Annotated in this window: 18 protein-coding genes and 3 pseudogenes; 4 read left to right on the top strand and 17 right to left on the bottom strand. The window is 35.0% G+C overall.

From position 1 onward, the window contains the following. Window positions 1–29 precede the first annotated feature (29 nt). The 3 genes from IPK35_06995 to IPK35_06985 form a co-directional block, all read right to left on the bottom strand. On the bottom strand, window positions 30–725 hold the full coding sequence (locus tag IPK35_06995; GenBank protein MBK8053009.1) for a hypothetical protein: 696 nt from the start codon (window positions 723–725) through the stop codon (window positions 30–32). 92 nt (window positions 726–817) lie between these two features. After that, window positions 818–1,615, bottom strand: a complete 798-nt coding sequence (locus tag IPK35_06990; protein MBK8053008.1) for a hypothetical protein — start codon at window positions 1,613–1,615, stop codon at window positions 818–820. Between the two features lie 201 nt (window positions 1,616–1,816). Continuing rightward, window positions 1,817–2,527, bottom strand: a complete 711-nt coding sequence (locus tag IPK35_06985; GenBank protein ID MBK8053007.1) for a response regulator transcription factor — start codon at window positions 2,525–2,527, stop codon at window positions 1,817–1,819. Between the two features lie 1,429 nt (window positions 2,528–3,956). Between IPK35_06985 and IPK35_06980 the strand changes: the two genes are divergently transcribed. Further along, a complete protein-coding gene (locus IPK35_06980) occupies window positions 3,957–5,168 on the top strand; it encodes an IS256 family transposase (protein MBK8053006.1) in 1,212 nt (403 codons plus the stop codon). Window positions 5,169–5,198: 30 nt separating this feature from the next. Here IPK35_06980 and IPK35_06975 read toward each other — a convergent pair whose 3' ends face one another. From IPK35_06975 to IPK35_06965, 3 genes and pseudogenes are all read right to left on the bottom strand, one after another. Beyond that, complete coding sequence (locus tag IPK35_06975; protein ID MBK8053005.1) at window positions 5,199–5,954, bottom strand: RteC domain-containing protein; 756 nt, start codon at window positions 5,952–5,954, stop codon at window positions 5,199–5,201. A 148-nt stretch (window positions 5,955–6,102) separates the two neighbouring features. After that, a pseudogene (locus tag IPK35_06970) lies at window positions 6,103–6,838 on the bottom strand (integrase catalytic domain-containing protein). A 285-nt stretch (window positions 6,839–7,123) separates the two neighbouring features. Beyond that, window positions 7,124–7,402 (bottom strand): annotated as a pseudogene (locus IPK35_06965) (hypothetical protein). Between the two features lie 1,556 nt (window positions 7,403–8,958). Between IPK35_06965 and IPK35_06960 the strand changes: the two are divergent. The 3 genes from IPK35_06960 to IPK35_06950 all read left to right on the top strand — a co-directional run bounded on the left by IPK35_06960 (window position 8,959) and on the right by IPK35_06950 (window position 11,753). Then, complete coding sequence (locus IPK35_06960) at window positions 8,959–9,270, top strand: helix-turn-helix domain-containing protein (protein ID MBK8053004.1); 312 nt, start codon at window positions 8,959–8,961, stop codon at window positions 9,268–9,270. 589 nt (window positions 9,271–9,859) lie between these two features. Continuing rightward, the gene (locus tag IPK35_06955) at window positions 9,860–10,603 is read left to right on the top strand and encodes an ATPase (protein ID MBK8053003.1); all 744 of its coding nucleotides are present in this window, start codon (window positions 9,860–9,862) and stop codon (window positions 10,601–10,603) included. Window positions 10,604–10,736: 133 nt separating this feature from the next. Then, entirely contained in the window at window positions 10,737–11,753 is a 1,017-nt protein-coding gene (locus IPK35_06950) for an endonuclease (protein MBK8053002.1), read from the top strand. Window positions 11,754–11,822: 69 nt separating this feature from the next. Here the strand turns inward: IPK35_06950 and cadA are convergent. The 11 genes and pseudogenes from cadA to IPK35_06895 form a co-directional block, all read right to left on the bottom strand. Continuing rightward, window positions 11,823–13,900: pseudogene (gene cadA / locus IPK35_06945) on the bottom strand (cadmium-translocating P-type ATPase). 2 nt (window positions 13,901–13,902) lie between these two features. Continuing rightward, a complete protein-coding gene (locus tag IPK35_06940; protein MBK8053001.1) occupies window positions 13,903–14,400 on the bottom strand; it encodes an isoprenylcysteine carboxylmethyltransferase family protein in 498 nt (165 codons plus the stop codon). Window positions 14,401–14,514: 114 nt separating this feature from the next. Beyond that, window positions 14,515–16,722, bottom strand: a complete 2,208-nt coding sequence (locus tag IPK35_06935; protein ID MBK8053000.1) for a TonB-dependent receptor — start codon at window positions 16,720–16,722, stop codon at window positions 14,515–14,517. Window positions 16,723–16,790: 68 nt separating this feature from the next. Continuing rightward, on the bottom strand, window positions 16,791–17,198 hold the full coding sequence (locus tag IPK35_06930) for a transcriptional repressor (protein ID MBK8052999.1): 408 nt from the start codon (window positions 17,196–17,198) through the stop codon (window positions 16,791–16,793). Between the two features lie 209 nt (window positions 17,199–17,407). Then, the gene (locus IPK35_06925; GenBank protein ID MBK8052998.1) at window positions 17,408–18,004 is read right to left on the bottom strand and encodes an isoprenylcysteine carboxylmethyltransferase family protein; all 597 of its coding nucleotides are present in this window, start codon (window positions 18,002–18,004) and stop codon (window positions 17,408–17,410) included. 6 nt (window positions 18,005–18,010) lie between these two features. Next, window positions 18,011–19,240 carry a hypothetical protein gene (locus IPK35_06920; GenBank protein ID MBK8052997.1) on the bottom strand — a complete coding sequence of 410 codons (1,230 nt, stop codon included), beginning with the start codon at window positions 19,238–19,240 and terminating at the stop codon, window positions 18,011–18,013. Next, on the bottom strand, window positions 19,237–19,683 hold the full coding sequence (locus IPK35_06915; GenBank protein ID MBK8052996.1) for a Rieske (2Fe-2S) protein: 447 nt from the start codon (window positions 19,681–19,683) through the stop codon (window positions 19,237–19,239). Before IPK35_06915 ends, IPK35_06920 begins: the two co-directional genes overlap by 4 nt. Window position 19,684: 1 nt before the next feature. Further along, window positions 19,685–20,884 (bottom strand): c-type cytochrome, encoded by a 1,200-nt coding sequence (locus tag IPK35_06910; GenBank protein MBK8052995.1) that lies wholly within the window; start codon window positions 20,882–20,884, stop codon window positions 19,685–19,687. A gap of 95 nt (window positions 20,885–20,979) precedes the next feature. Then, a complete protein-coding gene (locus tag IPK35_06905; protein ID MBK8052994.1) occupies window positions 20,980–21,201 on the bottom strand; it encodes a dodecin domain-containing protein in 222 nt (73 codons plus the stop codon). Window positions 21,202–21,272: 71 nt separating this feature from the next. Continuing rightward, window positions 21,273–21,602 carry a hypothetical protein gene (locus IPK35_06900; protein ID MBK8052993.1) on the bottom strand — a complete coding sequence of 110 codons (330 nt, stop codon included), beginning with the start codon at window positions 21,600–21,602 and terminating at the stop codon, window positions 21,273–21,275. A gap of 53 nt (window positions 21,603–21,655) precedes the next feature. Beyond that, the gene (locus IPK35_06895) at window positions 21,656–22,894 is read right to left on the bottom strand and encodes an efflux RND transporter periplasmic adaptor subunit (GenBank protein MBK8052992.1); all 1,239 of its coding nucleotides are present in this window, start codon (window positions 22,892–22,894) and stop codon (window positions 21,656–21,658) included. Window positions 22,895–22,938 lie beyond the last annotated feature (44 nt).

The raw sequence follows: 22,938 nt of genomic DNA, 5'->3' as shown, positions 1-22,938 counted from the left end.
TATTTTGCACCAATAAAGATGTATCAGTACTAAAAATTGATGATAAACTCTAATAAGGACTGATCCTTATCTAAATTCAATCGATTTTTTAATCGGTATTTAAATGTGGCAACACTTTGCACATTGATGTTTAATAAGGTCGCTATTTCAGCATTGGACAATCCCATTTTGATGTATGTGGCATATCGAAGTTCCAATTCACTCAAACTCGGATTTATCTTCAGTAGTTTTGAGTAAAATTCTGGAAAATGGATATGGAAATTATTTTTCACCAAACTCCATTCATTGCCTGTATTAGTAAAACTTTTAAGTTCATTGAGTAATAAAATATCTTTATGACTAAGCGCCTTTTTGATGTCTTTATTGGACATAATGGAATCTATGACTTTATCTTTCTTTTCAGATATATGACTTAGCTCAGAAAATTTATTAAATGCGTCATTCAATTCTTGCTTGAGTTCAGAAGACTTTTTTCTTTCCATTTCTTTCTCGTGAAGTGACATTCTATATTTTTTGAGCATGCTACAGATGTACAGATAAAAAAATAATATTGTCCCTGCTATAACACAAAAAAAAGTTACTATCAAGTAGTTTCTGCTATTCCTTATGGATCTAACCTCATTGATAACAAATGCATTTGCTTTATTGGTCAAGTAAAATTTGCTATATTGACTTATGATCAGTTCCTTTTCATCTTCTAAAGCCTCTATTGTGAGTTCTTTCAAATTTTGTGTTTTATATAAGTTGGTCTTTATTTCATAAATTTCACTGAGATAAAACTCTCCCAAATAAAGTTTGCCAAAATTTTCTGCCTGTTTTAGAAAGTTAGCAGCCTTTTTGTAATCCTGCTTTTGATATATAGCTTTGCTAAATTAATGCTTGGGAATAAATAAAATCTTAGCTTATCATAGTGATCAGGCTGATAAGATCTTAAAAGATATACTTCCGCACTGTCCAGCATATTATTATTTCTATAGGAAACGCCCAATTCTCCTACACCAGGTTCTCCATATTGCGAAGCCAATTTCATAAAATATAGCTCGTCTTTATGTTGTTTCTTTGCCCTATATTTTAATGCCTTCTTATAATGAATTAATTTTAAATCAGCTTTAGGATTTACAGATAGGTTCAAAATCCTTTTCTCCAAATCTTTTAATTCTTGATGAGATCTCTTTATATTCATACCATATATAGTACATAAGTAGGTATATCTTTTAACTCTATCTTTTTCACCATTCAAGATTTCCGTCATCTCCTCAATAATATTTTTATCTAAATCGATATCATTTTTATTTCTGAGATGATACGGTTCTAAATTTGAGCTCAAAATTAAACTGTAAATATTGAATAATTGGTCATTAAGCAAATATTTGGCGTGTGTATTTAAAAGCTGAAATAAAGCCTCATTAGCTTCTAATTTATACCCTAATGAAGACCTATTTGAAAAATAAGTTATGTAGCTTTCAATAAAAAGCCTTTTATCATCAAAAGATTGAGCCTCTTCATATATGCCTTTTAAATCCGCCGTAGTGGCAAAAACATCCTTACTTTGCAATATGTTTTTATATTTAATTCTTAATGCTTTTTCTTCATTTCCAAAATTAAAATGATTCAAATACATTTTAATTCCAGCCCAGGAAAGTAAGATCAGAAAGATTAAATAAAAATACCTGCTATATCTTATAAAAAATTTGAACATTTATAAAGTATTGGTACTATAAAACCAAATTAAACCAAATTAAGTTTTAATTTTTTCTATCTACCTTTTTAACTATAAAGAGATAAAGATTTAACATAATCAAATAAAGATTTAGAATTAATAATTTTCAGCAAAATGGTGTTGTGAGTTAGGTTTCATGAATTTCTTCCTATCTCTTAATATTGTATTAATCTTAATTTCTTTTCTAAGAAACAAACCCACAGCAGCCCCTTTATTATTTACGCCTAACGTTTTGTAAATTTCCTTAATGTAATATCTGACAGAATCCAATGAAAAACCCATTTTTTCAGCAATTTCTGCATATTGACAACCTTTACTTAGATATTGTAATACTTCATGTGCATGACCTGACAACAAAATTTCTGAATGTGAATACTGTTTTTTTATAAAATACTGCATGATTGGGGCATGGAGTTCAGAAGAAATGTATTTTGATCCAATTTTTACTGCATCTATGATCTTTTCCAAATCATTATATTCCTTATATGTTAACATGGCATAAACATTTGAATTAATATAAGACAATACACAATTGATATCACACTTTGCCAAAATAAAAATAATTTTCGAAGCTAAATTCTGATTTGACACATACTCATAAATCATGTTCATGTAGTCCTTAGAACCTAAATTACCAATAATAAATATATCTATTTTTTGATTTTCTATCGCTAATATTTCATTTAACTCACTTCCAATGTACACAATATTAAAATGTTCTTTTTTCAATTTTTCAGATAATTCTAGATTTTTATCCAGCATTAAAACATTATCCAATATGGCAATATTGCACATTTGATTATTCATATTTTACAAATTTTTAGATGGTGCAAATATTATAATAAAAATAATATAAATGGAAACTACTTGACAAAAGTCAAATATTAACGTACATAATCAATAGATACTTTATGAAATTGTATTTTAATCCTGCGAAAAACAGGATCAATAAGTTTAGATAAATCATTGATATTTGACTTGGAGTACAATTTTTTTTCAAACTTTGAGTAAGCTCCGAAAAGTATAATTTTGCCACAAAGGCACAAAAACAATCTTGATTTGTGGAGAGATGTAGTCCTGTAATCTTGTCAGCATCATTGTCTGCACCATACTAGATGTCAGGGCTACGTCCCTCTTATTTTGTCCATTTTTGTTTTTCTAAAAAAGATGACAGGACTACCTAGGGGCTGCTGAAAAAGTCAGCTGTTATTATTGGTTGTTAGTTTAACGGAGATTATCGTTCAAAAAACAAGCAATAGAGAAAATGAACGGAGTGTAGTGCAAAGCACCAAAGGCCGCAAGCCTTTGACGGAGTGAACCGTGAAACGGGTGGGCAGGTGAAGTGCAAAGCACCAAAGGCCGCAAGTCTTTGACGAAGAGAACCGTGAAACGGGTGGGTGGGTGAAGTGCAAAGCACCAAAGGCCGCAAGCCTTTGACGAAGTGAACCGTGAAACGGATGGGCAGGTGAAGTGCAAAGCACCAAAGGCCGCAAGCCTTTGACGAAGTGAACCGTGAAACGGATGGGCAGGTGAAGTGCAAAGCACCAAAGGCCGCAAGCCTTTGACGAAGTGAACCGTGAAACGGATGGGCAGGTGAAGTGCAAAGCACCAAAGGCCGCAAGCCTTTGACGAAGTGAACCGTGAAACGGATGGGTGGGTGAAGTGCGTCTATTGCCATAGAAAGCACAAAGGATTAATTCCACTTTGTCAAATTAGTATTTTAAAAAATTTGAGACTAAAATAGGGGTTTCTCAGTCGCTAAAACTCCTTCGAAATGACCTAGTATTAGAGTTTAAGGTAGGGAGATGAAGGGAGTTCGGCCTCGCCGAACTCCCCTCATCTCCCTCTTTTCCTTATCAGCCTTGGTCATTTCGAACCACAGAGTGGTGAGAAAACTTATTTTATTCCAATAGATCAAAGTAGATTTAAATATGAAATACTTATGGCAATAGAAAAATGCATGACTAAGCGAACCTGTATGGGTGAATGCAGTGTAGTGCAAAGCACCAAAGGCGGCAAGCCTTTGACGGAGTGAATTGATAAACGGACAATGTATAATCAAAGGCTTAGATTGAATCGGGAGTGTAGAATACTTTGTGTAAACTCCCAGGGGGAGTTAGGCTTTGGGACAAAGGGGGGATTGCCCCCGCGGGGGCAATCCCCCCTTTGTCCCAAAATTTTTATATGTTTGCGGTGCTTACCCTGAACACATTTTTTAACCTAACAACTTTTTGCAATGCAAAGTAACAACATTAATTTTGATTTTACAGACATTTTTAAGAATGTAAAGGACATCAACGACTTCGAAGTTGCCATGAATGGTATTTACAAAATTGGTATTCAACACCTCCTCAACTCTGAGATGAGTCATTTGCTGGGGTATGACAAACATTCCATAAAAGGTAATAATTCCGGCAACTCCCGAAATGGTTCTTATGGGAAAAAGGTCAAGACAACTCAAGGCGAGATCGAAGTCCAGGTCCCTAGAGATCGTAATAGTGAATTTGACCCCTTGGTACTCCCTAAAGGGCAAACCACAACGGCTAAAGTAGAATCTGTCATCACTTCCCTTTACGCTAAAGGTATGAGTACTCAAGATGTAGCAGATCAAATCGAACAGATATACGGTTTTAACGTCTCTAAATCATTTGTTTCTGATATCACCAATAAGATGCTCCCTTCCATCCTAGAGTGGCAAAACAGGCCCTTAGAGCCCATTTATTACATCACCTGGATGGATTGTATTTGTTTCAAAATACGCCAAGATAACAAGGTGATCAATAAAAGTATCTATTTAGTTATTGGTCTGAAACCTGATGGATTTAAAGAGATCTTAGGCATTTGGATAGCTGAGACGGAGTCCGCATCTTTTTGGCTCTCCGTACTCTCTGAATTAAAGGATCGTGGCGTAAAATCCATCTTAATAGCTTGTACGGACAACCTTACTGGCTTTACCACTGCCATTCAAGCATCCTTCCCAGATACGGTAACTCAGCTCTGTATTGTCCACCAAATACGTAACTCAGTAAAGTTTGTACCATGGAAAGATAGAAGGGCCTTCCTGGCTGATTTAAAAACTGTTTATGCCGCTTTAAATATGGAAACTGCTCTCATTGCTTTTGAAGCTTTTAAAGCAAAATGGGGGTCTAAATATGCCTATGCCATTAAAAGTTGGGAAGCAAACTGGTCAAATCTATCTCCCATGTTTCAGTATCCTACTAACATTCGTAAAATTATGTATACCACTAATACCATTGAAGGCCTCAACAGAGCCATCAGAAAATTTACCAAAACCAAAACACTTTTTCCAAATGATCAGGCAGCCTTGAAATCTGTATATCTTGCTATTCAGCAAATTCAAGTTAAATGGACAATGCCAATTCATAACTGGCATATTACTCATAATGAAATTTTAATTATCTTTGAGGATAATTTGATTCAGCCATAATTCTTTGAAGTTTTGTTTACACAAAATATTTTACAGCCTCATAAGCTCTTGTTTCTTTTCTTTCAAAATCTCATTACATTCCATAGCAAATTTACCTGGATCCCTTCTCCTATACAACTCGTGGGTATAGATATGAATATCATTAATCTCAACGCCCCAAAAATGACTCAAGGTTCTATGTATTTCATCTAAACTTGCTTTTCCATTGTTAAAACATCCTTTCAGATTACAATAGTTCACTAATTCTACATATTCTATTTTGGGCCTTGTCCACTCCAAATGAAACATTGGGGTCAATTGATTTCCATCAGATTGACCAAGACAGATTTCCAAATACTTTTCAATCATTTCGTAGGAAATAATAATAGCAATTATGTCCACCTTAGTAGAATTCCTGACAAACCATTCTTTATCACTATCTGAATCCTGCGTTCTGAAATACACAATCTCATCAATGATATTTAATGAATCATTTTTTAATTGATTTAAGGCTTCCTGATAGTAATTTTTATCCCCAAATGGCCTTCTTGCTTCAATATTAAGTAATTTCTTGTAATAGTGAAAATACCTTGTGAGCTCCGGTTTATCTGTTTTGTAGTATTGTATTTCTTCCTCCTCCTCTTGGAATGTATATTTGTTCTCTTCTTCTTGGAGTTCGTTAAGAATAGTTTCAATAAATCCCCATCTTTCTTTAATAACCTTTATTGGCAGCTTGCTCACATGGCGGTACCCCTGACACTTGGTGTCAAAATCTTGTACGCACCCTTGTAGCTTCTGCAATAGCATGCTATCACATTTGATTTATTAATTTGCATAATATTTAGGCTTTTCTTATTCTGCTTATAATAAATCATAAAACGATACTGGTTTTAGTTTTTGTATATAAATCAAAACAATTAACATTTTTGCTATTGCAACATAAAAAAAAAGCAGTCTATTGACTGCTTTTCCTATTATAACAAATTGTGGAAATACTATTTTGCCTTTTTGATATCCGTCTTTTAATATCGTCCTTTTTCGATGCGAACAGTTTTTCGCTAAGCTGGTCCATCTCCGCTCCTACTCTACTCTCTACAATCTTGCCATAAATCTGGGTGGTCTTAATGCTACTATGCCCTAACATCTTACTCGTGGCTTCCATACTCACGCCATTGGCCAATAGTACTGTAGTCGCAAACGTGTGTCTTGCAATGTGGGTGGTTAGTGGTTTTTAATTTCGCAAATATCGGCAATTTCCTTCAAGTACGCGTTAAGCTTCTGATTGCTCTTCATAGGTAACAATCTGTTTTTACTTATGCAAATAGGATGATCTTTATATTTATCTATGATCTCCAGTGCAGGCTCCAGGAGTGGCACGTTACTAACGTTGTCATTTTTCTGTCTTGATTTATAAATCCAATTTTTCCATTGATGCCGGTCCCTATATGTTCAGGAGTCAGTTGAGTGGCATCTTTATAGGCATACCCTGTGTAGCAGCAAAATACAAAACAATCTCGTACTTCACTTAGTCTTGGTAATGTAATCTCTTTTTCAATGAGTCTTTGCAACTCTGCCCCAGTCAAATATTCTCTCTTAGTTTCTTTTACTGAACATTTATGCCCGGCTAAAATATTTTTTTCAACCCATTCATACTTTACTGCAAAGTCAACTACACGGATCAGATATTGCATGTATTTAACTAAAGTATTTTGATGTAGCTTCGCTTCAGTTTTCAAATAATGCTCAAACTCAATTGCAAAAGAATATTTCAAATCCGTAAGAAGGATATCTTTTGATTTAAAACTATACCTAATAAAGGCTCCAATCTTAGTTTTGAAAGCGCCATACCTCCTGAAGGTATCTTTTTCAATTTCTATTCCGACAAGTGAAGAATACTTTTCATTGTATACTTCACAAACTTCAAGCAATGTTTTGGATTGCTTTTCTTCTTCACCTTTCAACTTTCGTCTTAAGTCATCAACTGTCACATCCAGATTTTGTGATTTCATTTCGTTATACATCCGGATGACATCCATTTTTAGCCTGTCCATGTATTCATTCATGGTCAAGAATTTTGCACTATTCCCCCTGTACTTTCCATTTTCTGAATCCCATTCAGAAAAATTGGCCTTGTATCCGGTACCAATATAAGCTCGCCTACCATTCAGGTAAATCTGCATAAGCACCGGTGACGCCCCGGTATCTTTTTTATCCGATCTCAGGATAAAAGTCACTTTAAGTTCTAACTTTTTCATTTGTATTGCATGGTTTTAAAACGTGAAAAAATATTTTCCTGTTGCCATGCAGCGGCTGTAAAGTGAAGTTTTGTTGCAAGATATCAGTTTTTGACCATAAGGCTGTCGCAAATAACAAACTTATTTAGTATCACTTGTCGCAAACTGTCGCAAATAAAAAGGTAGTTTTAATCCAAGAATCTCCCAATTAGCTGCGAATAACATTTGCGACACCTATTTTCATAATTGCGACTGTCGCAATATTGTCGCAAATAATAGGCGTTCTGTGTTATTGTCGCAGTATTGTCGCATAAAATTTAGTCGAAAAACATCATTTTAAGCATTTTGACATTCATAACTCCTTGAAAAACAAACGCCAAACAGAATTTTACTTCTATTTGGCGTTATGTTTTGCGGACTGGACGGGACAGTCAGTATTAGCACTTTGAAAACATAACGCTATATATTACAGCAACTTACAATATGTGTCTCCAAAAATCTTAATTTTGGCTGCAAATTGGCTGCATTAAATTTACTGCAATTTACGTGTTTTTACGGACTTGAACCCATTGTCCTTCATTTTATTTATCTTTATTTATTGACTTTTTAATCTGTTTCAAGATGACCTAAAATGAACCGTTTATATATTCAGATATTTTAAAGTTTCCTCACATTTTTAATCCTAAAAATGCTTCACTTATAACGTGAATTAATAACATCTAACGACAGATTTTTGATCTCAATTATCTAAATCTTAACCATCCTGTCACATGGTCGCTAATCCGAACACGTGCGTTCGGATTACGTTACTGTCCGTTCGGATTACCGACCGATGGTGTACCGTTATCCGAACTCGAAGCAGTACAAGAGACGGAAGTGAAACGATACAATATATAAAACAATATAAAACTATTTAAAACATGTTAAAACATAAAACATGGCGTGCGAAAAAAAAAAAATTGAAACCGAAAAAAAACGCAAGCGGGATATCTCGCACCGGGGCGGCGGCAAAATATATTTTAAATTTAATTAATATGACACCATCTAAGATCATTCAAAGATGCCCTTCATTTAGCGCACAATGATTTATAAGTCACTTTTGGCACCAGAGTAGGGGATGTGATTTTTGGGCAGCTCAAATCGCTTTAAAATTAGTCGTTTTTTTGAGTATAACATATTGGCTTTTCTTATTGGTATAGAACTATAGCTTCATTTTTTAAATCACGAAATATCTTTTTTTTAAAAATTATTATTGAATTACTTTCACACATTCTGCAAAAGTCTAATCTAACCAATTATTATTTTTATCACCAACTTGAAATTTAAATTATCCAAATTTAAAGTATGTTAAATAGTATACCTTATATGTTTTTATTCTGTTTTACGTATTTTTGATAAAAATTGCAAAAAAATAAATGACAAAAAATATCATATTATGATGTATTTCAATAGAATATGAAAAGTGTAATTATTTTATTTTTACTTTTTATTAAATAAAAAACATATAACTTATAGGTACCTTATATGTTTTGCATTCTCATTCAGCAGAACTTTGCAGCAGATAAATATTCAATATCATGCCAGCAAATATTCTTACTTCTGATGACCTGAGAGAGTTTAAAATTGAACTCCTGCAGGAGATTAAACAAACAATCTCCACTTTTAACAGAATTCTTCCGGAACAAAAGAGATTTCTTCGCTCATCTGAAGTGATGGAATTACTGGACATTTCCGCATCCACTTTGCAACATCTGCGAATAAAGAAAATATTGCCATATTCCAAAATTGGAGCTACCATGTACTACGATTGGCAAGACATCATAATAATTCTGGAGCAAAACAAAAAAACACCCAAAGCCAAAGTAAATAACTCCTTCCCAAAATTTTGACCCATGACACATCAAACTAAAGTTCCGGCTGTGAACTACATCAGGCATATCGATATCTTTTTTGACATTGTCAGAATTTCACCAGCCATCAACTATGCCCATATTGCTTTGTACATATCACTTTTCCGAATATGGAACCATGCATTTTTCACTAATCCGATATCACCTGCCCGAAGCGAAATAATGATGTATGCTGGTATCAAATCTAAGGAATGTTATTATAGGTTGTTGCGTGAAATTTCTGAGCTGGACCTGATCCGATATTATCCATCCAAGTCAAGATATGAAACCGGTTTATTTTGTATTTCTAAGCTGGAGTATGTAGAAAAGGAAATAAAAATTTCAGTTTTGGCTGTATCTAATCATGAGAGTTTGCATGGAAAGCAAATAGAAATACCCTTTTCAGAAAATAAAAATTCAACCCATCCAACTGTAAAACCAGTCCATCACAAAAGCCAGCTCATCAACGGCAGAGGAATACTTTTCATAGAAAAGTCATTCACACTATCATTTGATGTGAATAATAATCACGATGAGCCATCTGCACCCACTTTTAATCCTCATACCGACCCACGCTACGCATCCCAAATTGATAGTCGTATTTCATCACTTTCAAATAACAGCAATTATGCAAACCATCAGAATTCACAATCAGGACGTACCGGTCTCCGTCCTCCGGGAGTACAAATCGATCCAGATGCAGATTACTCAGTCCCACTTTAGTTATGACGACTTTGCCAGGCTTATGGAGATTCATGGCCAGATTATGTACGGTGTAAATTTCCGGTTATACAAGGAAGATAAAGATGTCATCCTGCAGATGTACGCCTACTTCACAGGTGACGTGGATCTCTGCAAACATTATAAGATAGATTTGAGAAAAGGCCTTTTCTTATCCGGTAAAACCGGTGTTGGTAAGACCGTCCACATGAAGCTTGTCAGACAATTTATGAGCTTTAAAGAGAGATTCAAAATGAAGTCTTGTCAACAATTGGCTTTAGAGTATATGGACCAGGGCTCTCAGATATTAACTCAATACGGTCGCAATTATGTCGATCATGTTGATCAAAACACAATCAATCAAACCTACTGTTTTGATGACATGGGAACGGAAGATGAAGTCAAGCACTACGGAACCCAGACCAATGTCTTGGGACAGATTATTCTGATGCGCTATGAGCTTTTTCAGGGGCGCCAAGTACTCACACACTTCACGAGCAATCTCACTGCACCACAGATAGAAAAACACTATGGTGAGCGTGTCCGAAGTCGTCTCCGGGAGATGTGCAACTGGATTGAGTACAAATCAGATTCCTTTGATAAGAGGAAGTAGCATTTATGTTTAAACTTTAGCCTTATGATACACCGATGTTGGTTGATAGCACTTCGGATTTTTTTCTTCATGTTGTTGCAGCTCCGGCGCCCGTCGGGGCTGCATTTTTTTAAAATTTTCAATTACAAAATTAATGAAACATCATATTCAAACCATCATTATAATGGTTATATCTATTGTCGATCTCCAATCACAGGAAATCATCTTCCCCGGACTCCGCGGAGATTCCCTCATCACCGAACTAAAAAAATACTACACCCCCAAAACCATCCTCCCATATTATCAAGCACGGACCAAACTCTATACTGAAATCTTCCTGCAAAACGATTCAATCGAGTGCTATTATTCCGGGTATAAAATTCCCGTGCCGCTGGGAACTAACATCCTTTCCTGGACTGCCAAGTATGGCATCCAAACAGAACATCTTTTTCCAAGATCGCTTGGATCAGCTTCCATGCCTGCACTAGGTGATCTGCATCACTTGGTGCCTTCTAAGGCCAACATCAACACCATGAGAAAAAATGCCCCCTTCAGCGACATTCCCGATGACAAAACCAAATATTGGCTATTGGATGACAAGGTGTTCACACGTCCTGATCTGAAGCTGATAGAACATTATTCAGAATCCACTTCTAATGTATTCGAACCACGGGAGTCCATTAAAGGCGATATCGCCAGAGCCCTATGCTACTTTTACTCCATATACGGAGCCACTATGCTTAAGAAATCAAGATCCTTTTTCACATCAATGTTGCCCGATATCTGTAGATGGCATCGCAAAGACGTAGTGGATTCCACAGAATACGATCGCACCATGGCTATTGGTCGTATTCAATCCAATGTCAATCCTTTTATCTTTGATCCATCACTCGTTGAGCGATGTTTTTGCGTAGCGCATCCAGACAAACCAGCTAAAACTTACACAGTCAACATTTACCCAAATCCTTCTAAAGGGCTATTCTTTATCGACATTCCGGACTACAAAGGACCAGTCATTATGAAGATATCTGATGCTTCAGGAAAGCTTGTTGAGAAGCATCATTTGAGGTATGCGGGGTTGATTAGTTGGAGATTGAATAGTGGCTATTACAAGGTTAGTTTTGCTATTACAAACTCCTATTCTGTAATATTGGATTTACTAATATTTTAATTAAAACCAAATAATGAAATTAAAGTTGGCAATTTGGCTTTACCGATAATATAATTGATTCATTTTTTATTAAAACTTCATCTTCTGTATCCTTACGGCATTTAATATAGCCAGTAACGCCACTCCCACATCAGCAAAAACGGCTTCCCACATGGTAGCTAACCCACCTGCCCCAAGTATGAGTACAATTGCTTTGACACCGAAGGCCAATGAGATATTTTGCCAAACAATTTTTTTGTTTGTTTACCAATGTTTATTGCCATAGGTATTTTACTAGGCATATCATCTTGTATGACAACATCTGCAGTTTCAATGGTGGCATCGCTACCCAATCCTCCCATAGCAATCCCAACATCACTCAGTGCTACCACAGGGGCATCATTGACACCATCACCTACAAAAGCTACGGTTTCGTTTTGGGCTTTTATTTCTTTTACCTTATTGACTTTGTCTTCCGGTAGTAAATCTCCATATGCATTGATAATCCCGAGAGACTTGGCTACAAACTGAACAACATTACTTTTATCACCACTAAGCATAGTTGTTTTTACCCCAAGTGCTTTTAATCTGTCTATTGTAATCTGAGCATCTTCTTTGATAATATCTGCAATGGTAACATAGCCAACAAATTTTTTATCATAAGCTATGGCGATGATGGTGTAAACAATAGAGCTAGAATCAACTTCATGAGCAATGGAGAACTTGTCCATCAATTTGAAATTACCAACTAACATTTCTTTACCATTGACCATAGCTTTTAGTCCATGTCCGGAAATCTCTTCTACATTTTCTGGTTTGATATTCCTATCCACATCACCTACATACTTGTGGATGGCGGTAGCAACCGGATGTGTACTGTGACTCTCAACAGCATTTACCATTTGTAATATTTCATTTTTGTTGTATTGTTGATCTATTACTACATCCTGCACTTTAAAAACACCTTCGGTCATAGTGCCAGTTTTATCCATCACTACATTTTGAATATTGGCAATAATGTCTAAAAAATTACTGCCTTTGAACAGTATGCCATTTTTAGAAGCTGCACCAATGCCACCAAAATATCCTAAAGGTATGCTTATGACCAAGGCACAAGGGCAAGATATAACCAGGAAAACCAATGCTCTGTATAGCCACTGACTAAAATCATAATTGTCAACAAAAAGATAGGGAAGGGCAGTGATGAGTACAGCTAAGAGTACTACAATAGGTGTGTATATTTTTGCAAACTTTCTGATAAATAATTCAGTTGGTGCTTTTTGAGCAGTGGCATTTTGCACCATTTCTAAAATTTTACTCAACTTACTATCGGTATATGCAGCAGTAACTTTAACCTGTGACACCGTGTTAAGGTTTATCATGCCTGCCAATACTGATTCCCCTTTTATTTTGGTATCGGGTTTACTTTCTCCAGTCAATGCTGCTGTATTAAAAGAAGCAGCGTATGAAAGTAATTCACCATCAAGACCTAACTTTTCCCCTGATTTTAGTTGAATAATGTCCCCAATTTTTGCAGTTTCCGCTTTTATCTTTCTTGCCTGATTGTTTTTTAAAATGGTAACTTCATCGGGTCTTTGATCTAATAAACTTTTTATATTTGCTTTGGCTCTTTTTACCGCCAATGTTTGAAATACTTCGCCAATGCTGTAAAAAAGCATAACAGCTACGCCTTCAGGAAATTCTCCGATGGCAAAGGCCCCAATAGTAGCTATACTCATTAATAAAAACTCTGAAAACACTTCCCCTTTTTTAATTGCACCGATTGCATCTTTGATGACCGGAAAACCAACCGGTGCATATGCCCCCAAATACCAAATTAATCGAACCAAATCAGTAAACCACGCTTGCGGAATCAAATGATCCAATGCAAGGGCAAAAAATAAAAGGAAGAATGAAATGATGGGAAGATAAAACATTTTGAAAGTGCTCTCTTTCCCACTGGAATGATCGTGACCATCCGCCTCTGTATGTTCTGTACTTGTGTCGTGGTCTAGTTCAGTTTTATATTTAATACCATGATAATGCCCATCGTTTTTACTATGCCGCTCTTTTAATAGGTCTTCTGCTCCTGCATTGGTATATATTTTTTCTTGTTGTGTGCAGCATAATTGATTACCTTCTGCATCATATATATGTTTGTGTTCCATAATTATAATAGTCTTTTTGTTTTGAGTTTATAATTCACATAGTCATGGGAGTGTTGCTTTTGCAAAAATTCTTCTTCTAATCGTATCTGGATTTTTATGACTATGTAGGTAGTTATTGTTAAAAAAAATGTAAGGGCATTAGGTACAATAAAAAAATGGCCCAACACACTTATGATCATACCCAAAAAAATAGGATTTCTGCTGATTGAAAAGATACCTTCCGTGACTAATTTGGTTTTATTTTCTTCATCAATGCCTATTCTCCAACTATTACTCATTTGAAATTGTGCAATGCTTATCCATACCAAAGCAATATGTATTAAAGCCAAACCTATTATAGTCAATGTTTGAGTTTGCAAATAAGAAATTGGTACTAAATAGGAGTACATTTTTTCTGACATAGAATAGGTAAATACAACAAAAAAAAAGAGAATTATCAGCATTTTTATGATAAAGCCAATATATACATTATCATCCTTTCCAAATATAATATGATTCATTCTTGTCTGCCTAATAGTTTGATAATTAGGTATTATTAATACTATAAGCATGTATAGAATGAGATAAAGTGGTAAATATATTTTAAGCATATTCAACGGTATTATTATTTGTGGCTATTTGGAGTGACAATCATCAGTACATTCTTCACGACCAAAAGGCTTAATATTTATTCCTACAGTAAAAATAAAACCATCTGTAGGTGCATAAATTTCAGGAAATACAGGATTTCGAACTGTTCCTAAAACTTCAGGTGAATATCTACTTTGTCTTCTATCTGTAAAGTTTTCAAAATTGATATAGGGACTTCCCCATTTGAAATGTTTTTGAATTAATAAACCCACTGTAGTAAAATCTTTAGTTTGAGTACCGTTAGAAAGGTATTGTTTTCCAGTATAATATACTTCATATCCTATCCGCCAATCTTTATTTTCATACATTAAAACTGATCCGGCATTATGTTTGGGTGTCAGAGGTTTTAAGGGATTACCTTCTAAATACTTTAATCTTGTATCAATCAAGGCATAATTTATAAACCATCTAAGATCTTTATAAGTAAATTTCACATTTGTTTCAGAACCAAGACTCCTAATATTTTCAGGTGCATTGCTAAAAAGATATTCTGTAGGTGAAATATTCTCTAAAAGCAAAGCATTGGAAATTTCTGTCAAATAGAATAATTGATTTATTGAGAAAAAGATATGGTCGGTTAGTGATGATTTGTAATTGATATCGAGGTTTGCTCCATAAGATCTTTCTGCATTAAGATTATCTGGACTTATTGGTTTTACATTTCGGAAGTTAAGAGTAGCGGCATCTTCTGTGAAAATATCCGGAATTTTATATCCTAACCCACCACCTAATCGGATTGAAAGTTTATCGTTAGTTTTCCAGAGGAATGATATCCTAGGTAATGGGAATACACCCCAATCTAAAGAATAATCCGTTCTAAAACCAGTTTCTAAAATAAACTTACTTGAAAGGTTTGTAATATTGTTGGCAAAAACTCCTAAGGTTCTTTGCTGCATATTTCGAGGTGCACTATCGGTAATCTCCTTAAAGGTATTAGTATACAGGTTTGCACCTACTATCCAATCCGATTTTTCACCATTTTTACCATAATTAAATTCAGTAAATGTATTGGTCTCGTCTCCATTAAATATGTAATTCGGTTGATTGATTTTACGACTAAAGAAACCCACACTATTTTTAAATTCTATAGTCTGACTTTTTGCTAATTTGTATTCATAAGCAAATTGAGTACTAAATCTATTTGTAGAATTGTTCTCAAAGTAGGTGTGGTTAGCATCTACTCCATTTTTAACTACATTAATATCTCCACCTTCTCTTTTGTCGGTTGTTGCATTTATGCCTATCCAAACAGTAGATTTTTCGTTTGGATAATAAAATAGTTTTGGATTTAATGAAAACGAAGTAGTCTCTGGAATATTGGTAAATGTGTCATCATCAGGGTTGTAAGTTGAATTATAATGTGCTGCTCCATAGAGTGCAAATCCAAGTTTCTCTTTTCTTTTGCTATAAAAAACATTACCTGAGCTACCCCCTGTATGTGTTTGAGAAATAAGTATGTTTAGATCTGTTTCTTCCGTTGGTCTTTTTGATACCATGTTTACTAAGCCAGCTATTGCCCCACCGCCATATAGAGTTGAAGAACTTCCTTTTATTATTTCAAACTGAGCTAAATCTAATGGAGGAATTTGCATTATACTTAAACCGCCTGAAAAACCGCCATATAAAGGAAATCCATCTTTTAATAATTGAGTATATCTACCGTCCAAGCCCTGTATTCTAATACTTCTATTTCCACTGCTTAGACTTGTTTGCTGTATTTGGATACCTGTACTTTCTCTTAGTACCATAGATATATTGGGTGCATTCATAATTGCCTTTTCTTCTAACTCTTCACCTCCGATAAATTCTATTCGAGTAGGAATATTTGTAATTGTACGAGTACTTCGTGTTGCTTTTATAGTAACAGCACTTATTTCTTGGCTGGCACTTTGTAAACTGAAGGTAAAAAAACTGTTACTCCCATTTACTGATATAATTGTGTCTTTTTTCTCATAGCCTACAAACGAAAATTCAAACCGATATGAACCGACAAGTAAATTAGAAAACAAACCTATTCCATCAATGTCAGTTACTGTACCTTGCTTAATTTCATTAATTAGAATAGTGGCGCCAATTAAAGGTTCTTGATTTTCACTATCCAAAAGTTTTATTGATAAATCAACGGCTTGAGCTGGAAGATTACTAACTGAAAGGGTTATGAATGTAAGAAAACTTAATAGAACTTTTGTCATTATTTCTGCTTTTATGTTTAATTTTACCACAAAGTTATTATGAATATACTGCAACTCAATTGCAAAGTTTAACTACACTTATTACAAAGCCCTTTCACTACCATATTTGCTCGCTGCATTTTGAAATTTTGAGGTAATTTGATAATAGGTATTGGATTATCTAAAAGGCAATAGGTATAGCCGCACTTGGTACAATAAAAATGATAGTGCAAATCTTGTGGGTCACAATTACATCCTGTAGGACAAACAGCATACTTAATCATACCGGACCCATCTTCGATGCTGTGAACAACTTTTTTTTCTTCAAATGTTTTTAGAGACCTAAATATAGAACTTCTATCGGTATGCATTAAACCTTCTTCAATATCTTTTAATGATTGAGATTTCAAATGCTCCAATAGATATCTTAGCACTAAAATTCTAACAGCCGTAGGATTTACACCTTTTACTTTTAATATTTCTTCCGCTTTTTCCATCATAAAAACTATAAATTCTCTTTGCCTCTATCGGCTAATTTATCATTCGTAATGTAAGGATGTATATGTACAATCATTTCAGAGAATTTGATTGTGATTGAAAAATTCATTGTCTTTAACCCCAGCATAGATGTATATTTTTTCTTGTTGTGTGCAGCATAATTGATTACCTTCTGCATCATATATGTGTTTGTGTTTGTGTTCCATAATTATAATAGTCTTTTTGTTTTGAGTTTATAATTCACATAGTCTTGGGCGTGTTGCTTTTGCAAAAATTCTTCTTCTAATCGTATCTGTATTTGAATGATTATGTAGGTAGTTATTGTTAAAAAAAATGTAAGCGCATTAGGTACAATAAAAAATAGGCCCAACACACTTATGATCATACCCAAAAAAATAGGATTTCTGCTGATTAAAAATACACCATCCGTTACTAATTTGGTTTTATTTTCTTCATCAATGCCTATTCTCCAACTATTACTCATTTGAAATTGTGCAATGCTTATCCATACCAAAGCAATATGTATTAAAGCCAAACCTGTTATAGTCAGTATTTGAGTTTGCAAGTAAGAAATTGGTACTAAATAGGAGTACATTTTTTCTGACATAGAATAAGTAAGCACAGCAACAAACAAAAGAACTATCAGCACTTTCATGATGAAGCCAATATAATCATGTGCATTATCATTTTTTCCAAAAGTAATTGGATTTATTCCTGTCTGTTTATAGGTACGATAAGTAGGTATAACAAATGCTACCAGCATGTACATTATTAAATAAATGGGCAGATATATTTTTAGTGCCATAATATTTTAAAAATAAGTTGAAAGTCCAAAATTAAAACCAGCAGTATTACTGGGTGGATTACCTAATACATCAGTTTGTTTCTGAATGCGATAATTTAGTCGCAGTACTGACTGAGAGTTGGGTCGAAAACTAACTGCCGGCATTATACTCCAGAGATGATCTCCGATGTTTGATCCTGTATCAATAAATTGACCCTTGTTCCAATCAACATATTCGAACCGGACTGCAATGTTAATGACTGCATCCTTCCACCCTGCTATGGTCCTTTTTACAACAGGTTGTACGATGTCCAAGAAACCGCCAAACTGTTTATTCCCAAATTGCTCCGAATAGGTTTTTGGTATGTCTACATTTACCCAAGCACATTCCGTGGTGATAAAAGTATTGGTTTTAGGTAAAGTAGTATTAAAATCCACTGCAAAAACATGAATACTCCTCTTTTCATCAATGACCAGGCCATCGTCCTGCCATTTATTATAAATACCTCCCATATACGACAAGCCTATTTCTCCTATTTTACTATGACGTATGGCAACCTTTGTAGTATATAGTGGGGTACCACTTGGCAGTTCTTCAAACCTTTCTGTGTTTTTTTTGGCAGTCGGTAGAAATGTTTTGTTTTCACTATTCTCTATGATAGAATTATCAAATCCACTGGATGCGTAAATTTCATATCCTATCATCCAGTTCTTATTATATTTTTTGCCATAAATCCCAAAACCTGCATTGCTCCATGTAGCAGGCAACAAAGATACCGAAGATAAAGGTCTATCTGTAAACTCCCATTTAGGGCCATCATGATTTTGATTAAACCCTCCTATAGGATTTATAATCATTCCTCCCCTCAGATTAAACAATTCATTAAATTCCATATCAACAGCCGCAAACTCGATTGCAATTTCTTTATCAGCAGGTTCAAACTCAATCTCACTCAAAAACTTTATCCTTTTAGAGATAGATGATGCCACAAATAAAGTCATCCTCCGGAATTGAAGCTGATGTCCATCGCTTATACCATCCGTTCCGATATGCTGCCAGTTTGCTTCCACATAACCTCCAAGAGAGACAGGGGCTTTTTGATTAGTTACAAAAGGTCGATCATAAATGGCGTCCATATTCAATAAATCCTTTTTAGAATGTGCCGTTGGATCTTTTAGTAAGGAAGGATCAATCTGGGCTTGAATATGTTGTATCATATATAATAAAAATAAACACAAGGTTAATATCTTCTTCATACGGCTTTCAATGAAATTTTTAAAAAATTACCTTCAATTGTGACAGGAAAAGTGCGAAGATTCCTGTCTGCTGGCCCATTGGTTACCAACCCGGAATTACTGAATTCACTGCCATGCGCCGGGCATTGGAGCTTATCACCAAACACTTGTACTTCATTTCCCTGGTGAGTGCACTCCAGCCATAGTGCGTTGTATTTATTTTCTTCTATTCTGTATACACAAATGGGAAATTTCAGGACGTCATTGTTTATAATGACATACTTTTTGAATGTAATTTTATTATCTGAGACAGATTCAAAATCTGAAATAGCTACCATAAGATCACTATTTTCAATAATACCGGTGATGGTCTTTGTTACCGTACAACTTTGCATAATGGTCGCCATTGCACTACCGCCCAAGCATGCAAACCCACATGTTTTTAAAAAATCTTTTCTATTCATCTTACAACGATTTTAAAAAATGAATGATGGCAGATTTTTCACTCTCATTCAACAGGTTGAATTTATCTTTGCTTAGTTTAGCTTCTCCACCATGCATCATGATAGCTTCGTCGATACTTTTTGCCCGGCCATCATGCATTAAAAAATACTGACCACCCTGTGAATTTGGAGATAATCCTAGTCCCCACAATGCTGGCGTTCGCCATTCTGAAGTTTTTGCAAATCCTTCAGTATAGCCATCATCAAGGTCATTCCCCATATCATGAAGCAACATATCTGTATAAGGATATATGGTCTTATTACTCAATACCGAGACGGGAGAAAAACCCGTTTTCAGTTGTGGTGTATGGCAGCCCGAACAATTGATTTGTGAGAATAAATTTTTACCCTGTACATTGATTGGATTTCCACTGTCTCTTTGTATCGGTGCTTTTAATGTTTGAAGGTAAAAAACAACATCTCTTACAGTTTTGTCACTCACTTCTGGATCAATTGTATGACCACTATATACATCATGTGGAGTAAAGGTGGAAGTAATACCCATATCCTGATTATATGCATTCACCGTTTGGTGAAGTAAATTGTAAGCAGCCGCTTTTTTGCCAAACCGGTGTATGTATTTTCCATTTTTAACCACGGCATTACTATTGGGTGTTATGAATTCCGGTAAATATCCAAAACTAGGCACACCCGATATTCCATCGCCATTGCTGTCTTCAGGATCCGACATGGAGAGTATATCTTCATCACTCACCAGTTCTAAAAAGCCAAGTCCTGTGTTTGCAGGTGGTGTAAATTTTGATGAAGTAGCACCATTTGGTATGACCTCTGTTTTAAATCCGGGAATTGCTCTGTTTTGTAATTGTGGACCACCTAAGTGCAAATACTTATTGCCGGTGCTATCAGTTTGTCCAAATCTCACCAGTGTAGTAAAAGGTGTTCCTTTACCATCACCTGCATGGCAACTTCCGCAGCTTGTTGCTACAAATATTGGTCCCAGTCCAGTCGCAGGAGTAAATATTTCATTATTAAATGCTACGTCTCCAGCTAAAAACTGACGATTTTGTTCATGTGTGAGACCGCTTACAGGACCATCTAGTATATTATCATCATCAGGAGCTTCAGGCTCAAATTTACTACAGGATATGATTAAAAAGGTTATGGCAACCATACCAGATATAAATGTATTTCGTTGATTCATTGATTTTGATTTGTAATGCAAAAATAAAACGTATTAATAATACGAATAATGAGTGAGATGCAATTTTTTTATTGCATCTCACACTTCTTTAATCTCTAATCCACTGTATTCATATCATTATCTATTCTGAAAGATATGTTACAGATCACGCCAAAAGAAATTATTTTACCATCTTTTACATGCGCTTTGGTATCTTTTACATACACCGAATCTACATTTCGAATGGTTTTAGACACTTCAGTTACCGCATTTTGCATAGCTTCTTCTATACTGTTTGGAGAGCTTGCAATGACTTCAATTACTTTTACAATGGCCATTTTTATTTGGTTTAAAAAGTTATAAAATATTTATTTGTGAACTTAAACTATGGATCAGATTTCAATCACTATTAATGTTCGTGACCGTCGCCTTCTTTATGTTCATGACCATCTCCTTCTTTATGATCGTGCCCATCTCCTTCATGGTGATCATGCCCATCATGATCTTCATGTTCTTTTTTAATCAGATCCATTTTACACTTAGGACATTTGCCCATTTCATGGTAAACTTTACCTTTTTCGCAATCCATCGGGCATACATAATCGACATGTGCTAACTCCTTTGCCCCTACAGTGTCTTGTTGCATCGAATTATTTTCCGGAGATGTTTTCTTTTCTCCACAAGAAACAAAAACAGTAGAAAATAAAATTAGAAAAATAAAAAAATTAAATGTTTTCATATTAAAAAATGATTAGTGAATTATTTAAAAATAAATTATTATTGATTTCCACGCTAATGAGCATGACCTCCGCCTCCCGATTCTTTGGTCAGATGTGATTGCAGATAAAAGGCACCTTTAGTGACAATTTTATCACCCTCATGTATAGGTTCTAATAAATTTACCTGAACATTTCCAAGCTGGGACACACCTGTTTTTACTTCGATTCTGGCAAAAGTAATTTCACCTTCTTCATGTTGTTCATTTTCCATGATAAATATAAACTCTCTGCCTTCTGCTTTTATTATAGCATCCGAAGGTAATGAGCTTACTTTATTGCCACCCATCTCAACCAATGCATTGACATACATGCCTGGTATTAGATTGTGATTTAAATCGATGATATCCGCATGGACCGCAACAGATTTAGTATCATTTTCAAAGTTTTTGCCAATGTTTTTTATTTTACCCCTGATTTCTTTATTATTCTGATTGGTAAGTATAAAACGGACATCCTGACCAACTTTGACTTTAAAAAGATCCTTTTCATATATCAGCAGATCCACATGCATTTTTGAATTATCAAGTATGGTAAACATTGGCTTTCCTGTTTCAGCATTACTTCCTATTTTGATATATATATCTGATACATATCCTGATATTGGGGCATTGATGGACAGTACGGGTGATTTTGATGTACCGCCCAATATCAACATTTGGTCTGTGATTTCTATCTGTTCCAGCAGGTTTACAATTTTTTTTGTCTCTAATTCCAATTCAGACGCTACTTTCTGAAATGTCTTTTTTGCATTGATGTTCTCCTCTGAGAGCTCTTTTTGCCTATTATATTCCACATCCAGGTATTGTTTATTGGCTTGTGCAGATTGGAGTGATTCTTTCAGTTTTGATTTCTCCAGCCTTATCTTATTGTATTCAAGACTTTGTATGGTCGCCAGCGATTGACCCTGTTTCACATATTGTCCTTCTATTACTTTGATGGTCTTTACTATTCCACCCATCGCCGATGTAACATCTGCCTGATTTTGCGGTGGTAGTTTGGTGTATCCGGAAGCATTGATAGCATCACTCAAATTTTTCATTTCAAACCAGCCGGTATCTATACCTGCATTTTTGTACTGTGCAGCATTCAGGTGTACAGTTTTGCTATGTGCTTCTTGCTCAGTATGTTCACCATCGGCATGGTCATGACCACTATGGTCCTCTTCTGCTTCATGATTATGGCCATCACCTTCTGCATGTTCTTCTGCCGCATTTTCGTTAGATTTGGATTTGCACGATGATACATTGATCATCAGTAATGGCAATAGGAACAGGAATAAAATTATCTTTATTTTAT

This window comes from Saprospiraceae bacterium (genome assembly GCA_016713025.1).
In the GTDB taxonomy this organism is placed as follows: domain Bacteria; phylum Bacteroidota; class Bacteroidia; order Chitinophagales; family Saprospiraceae; genus OLB9.
Note: the sequence above shows the minus strand (reverse complement) of the source record. Positions and strands in the feature narration are given on the sequence as shown.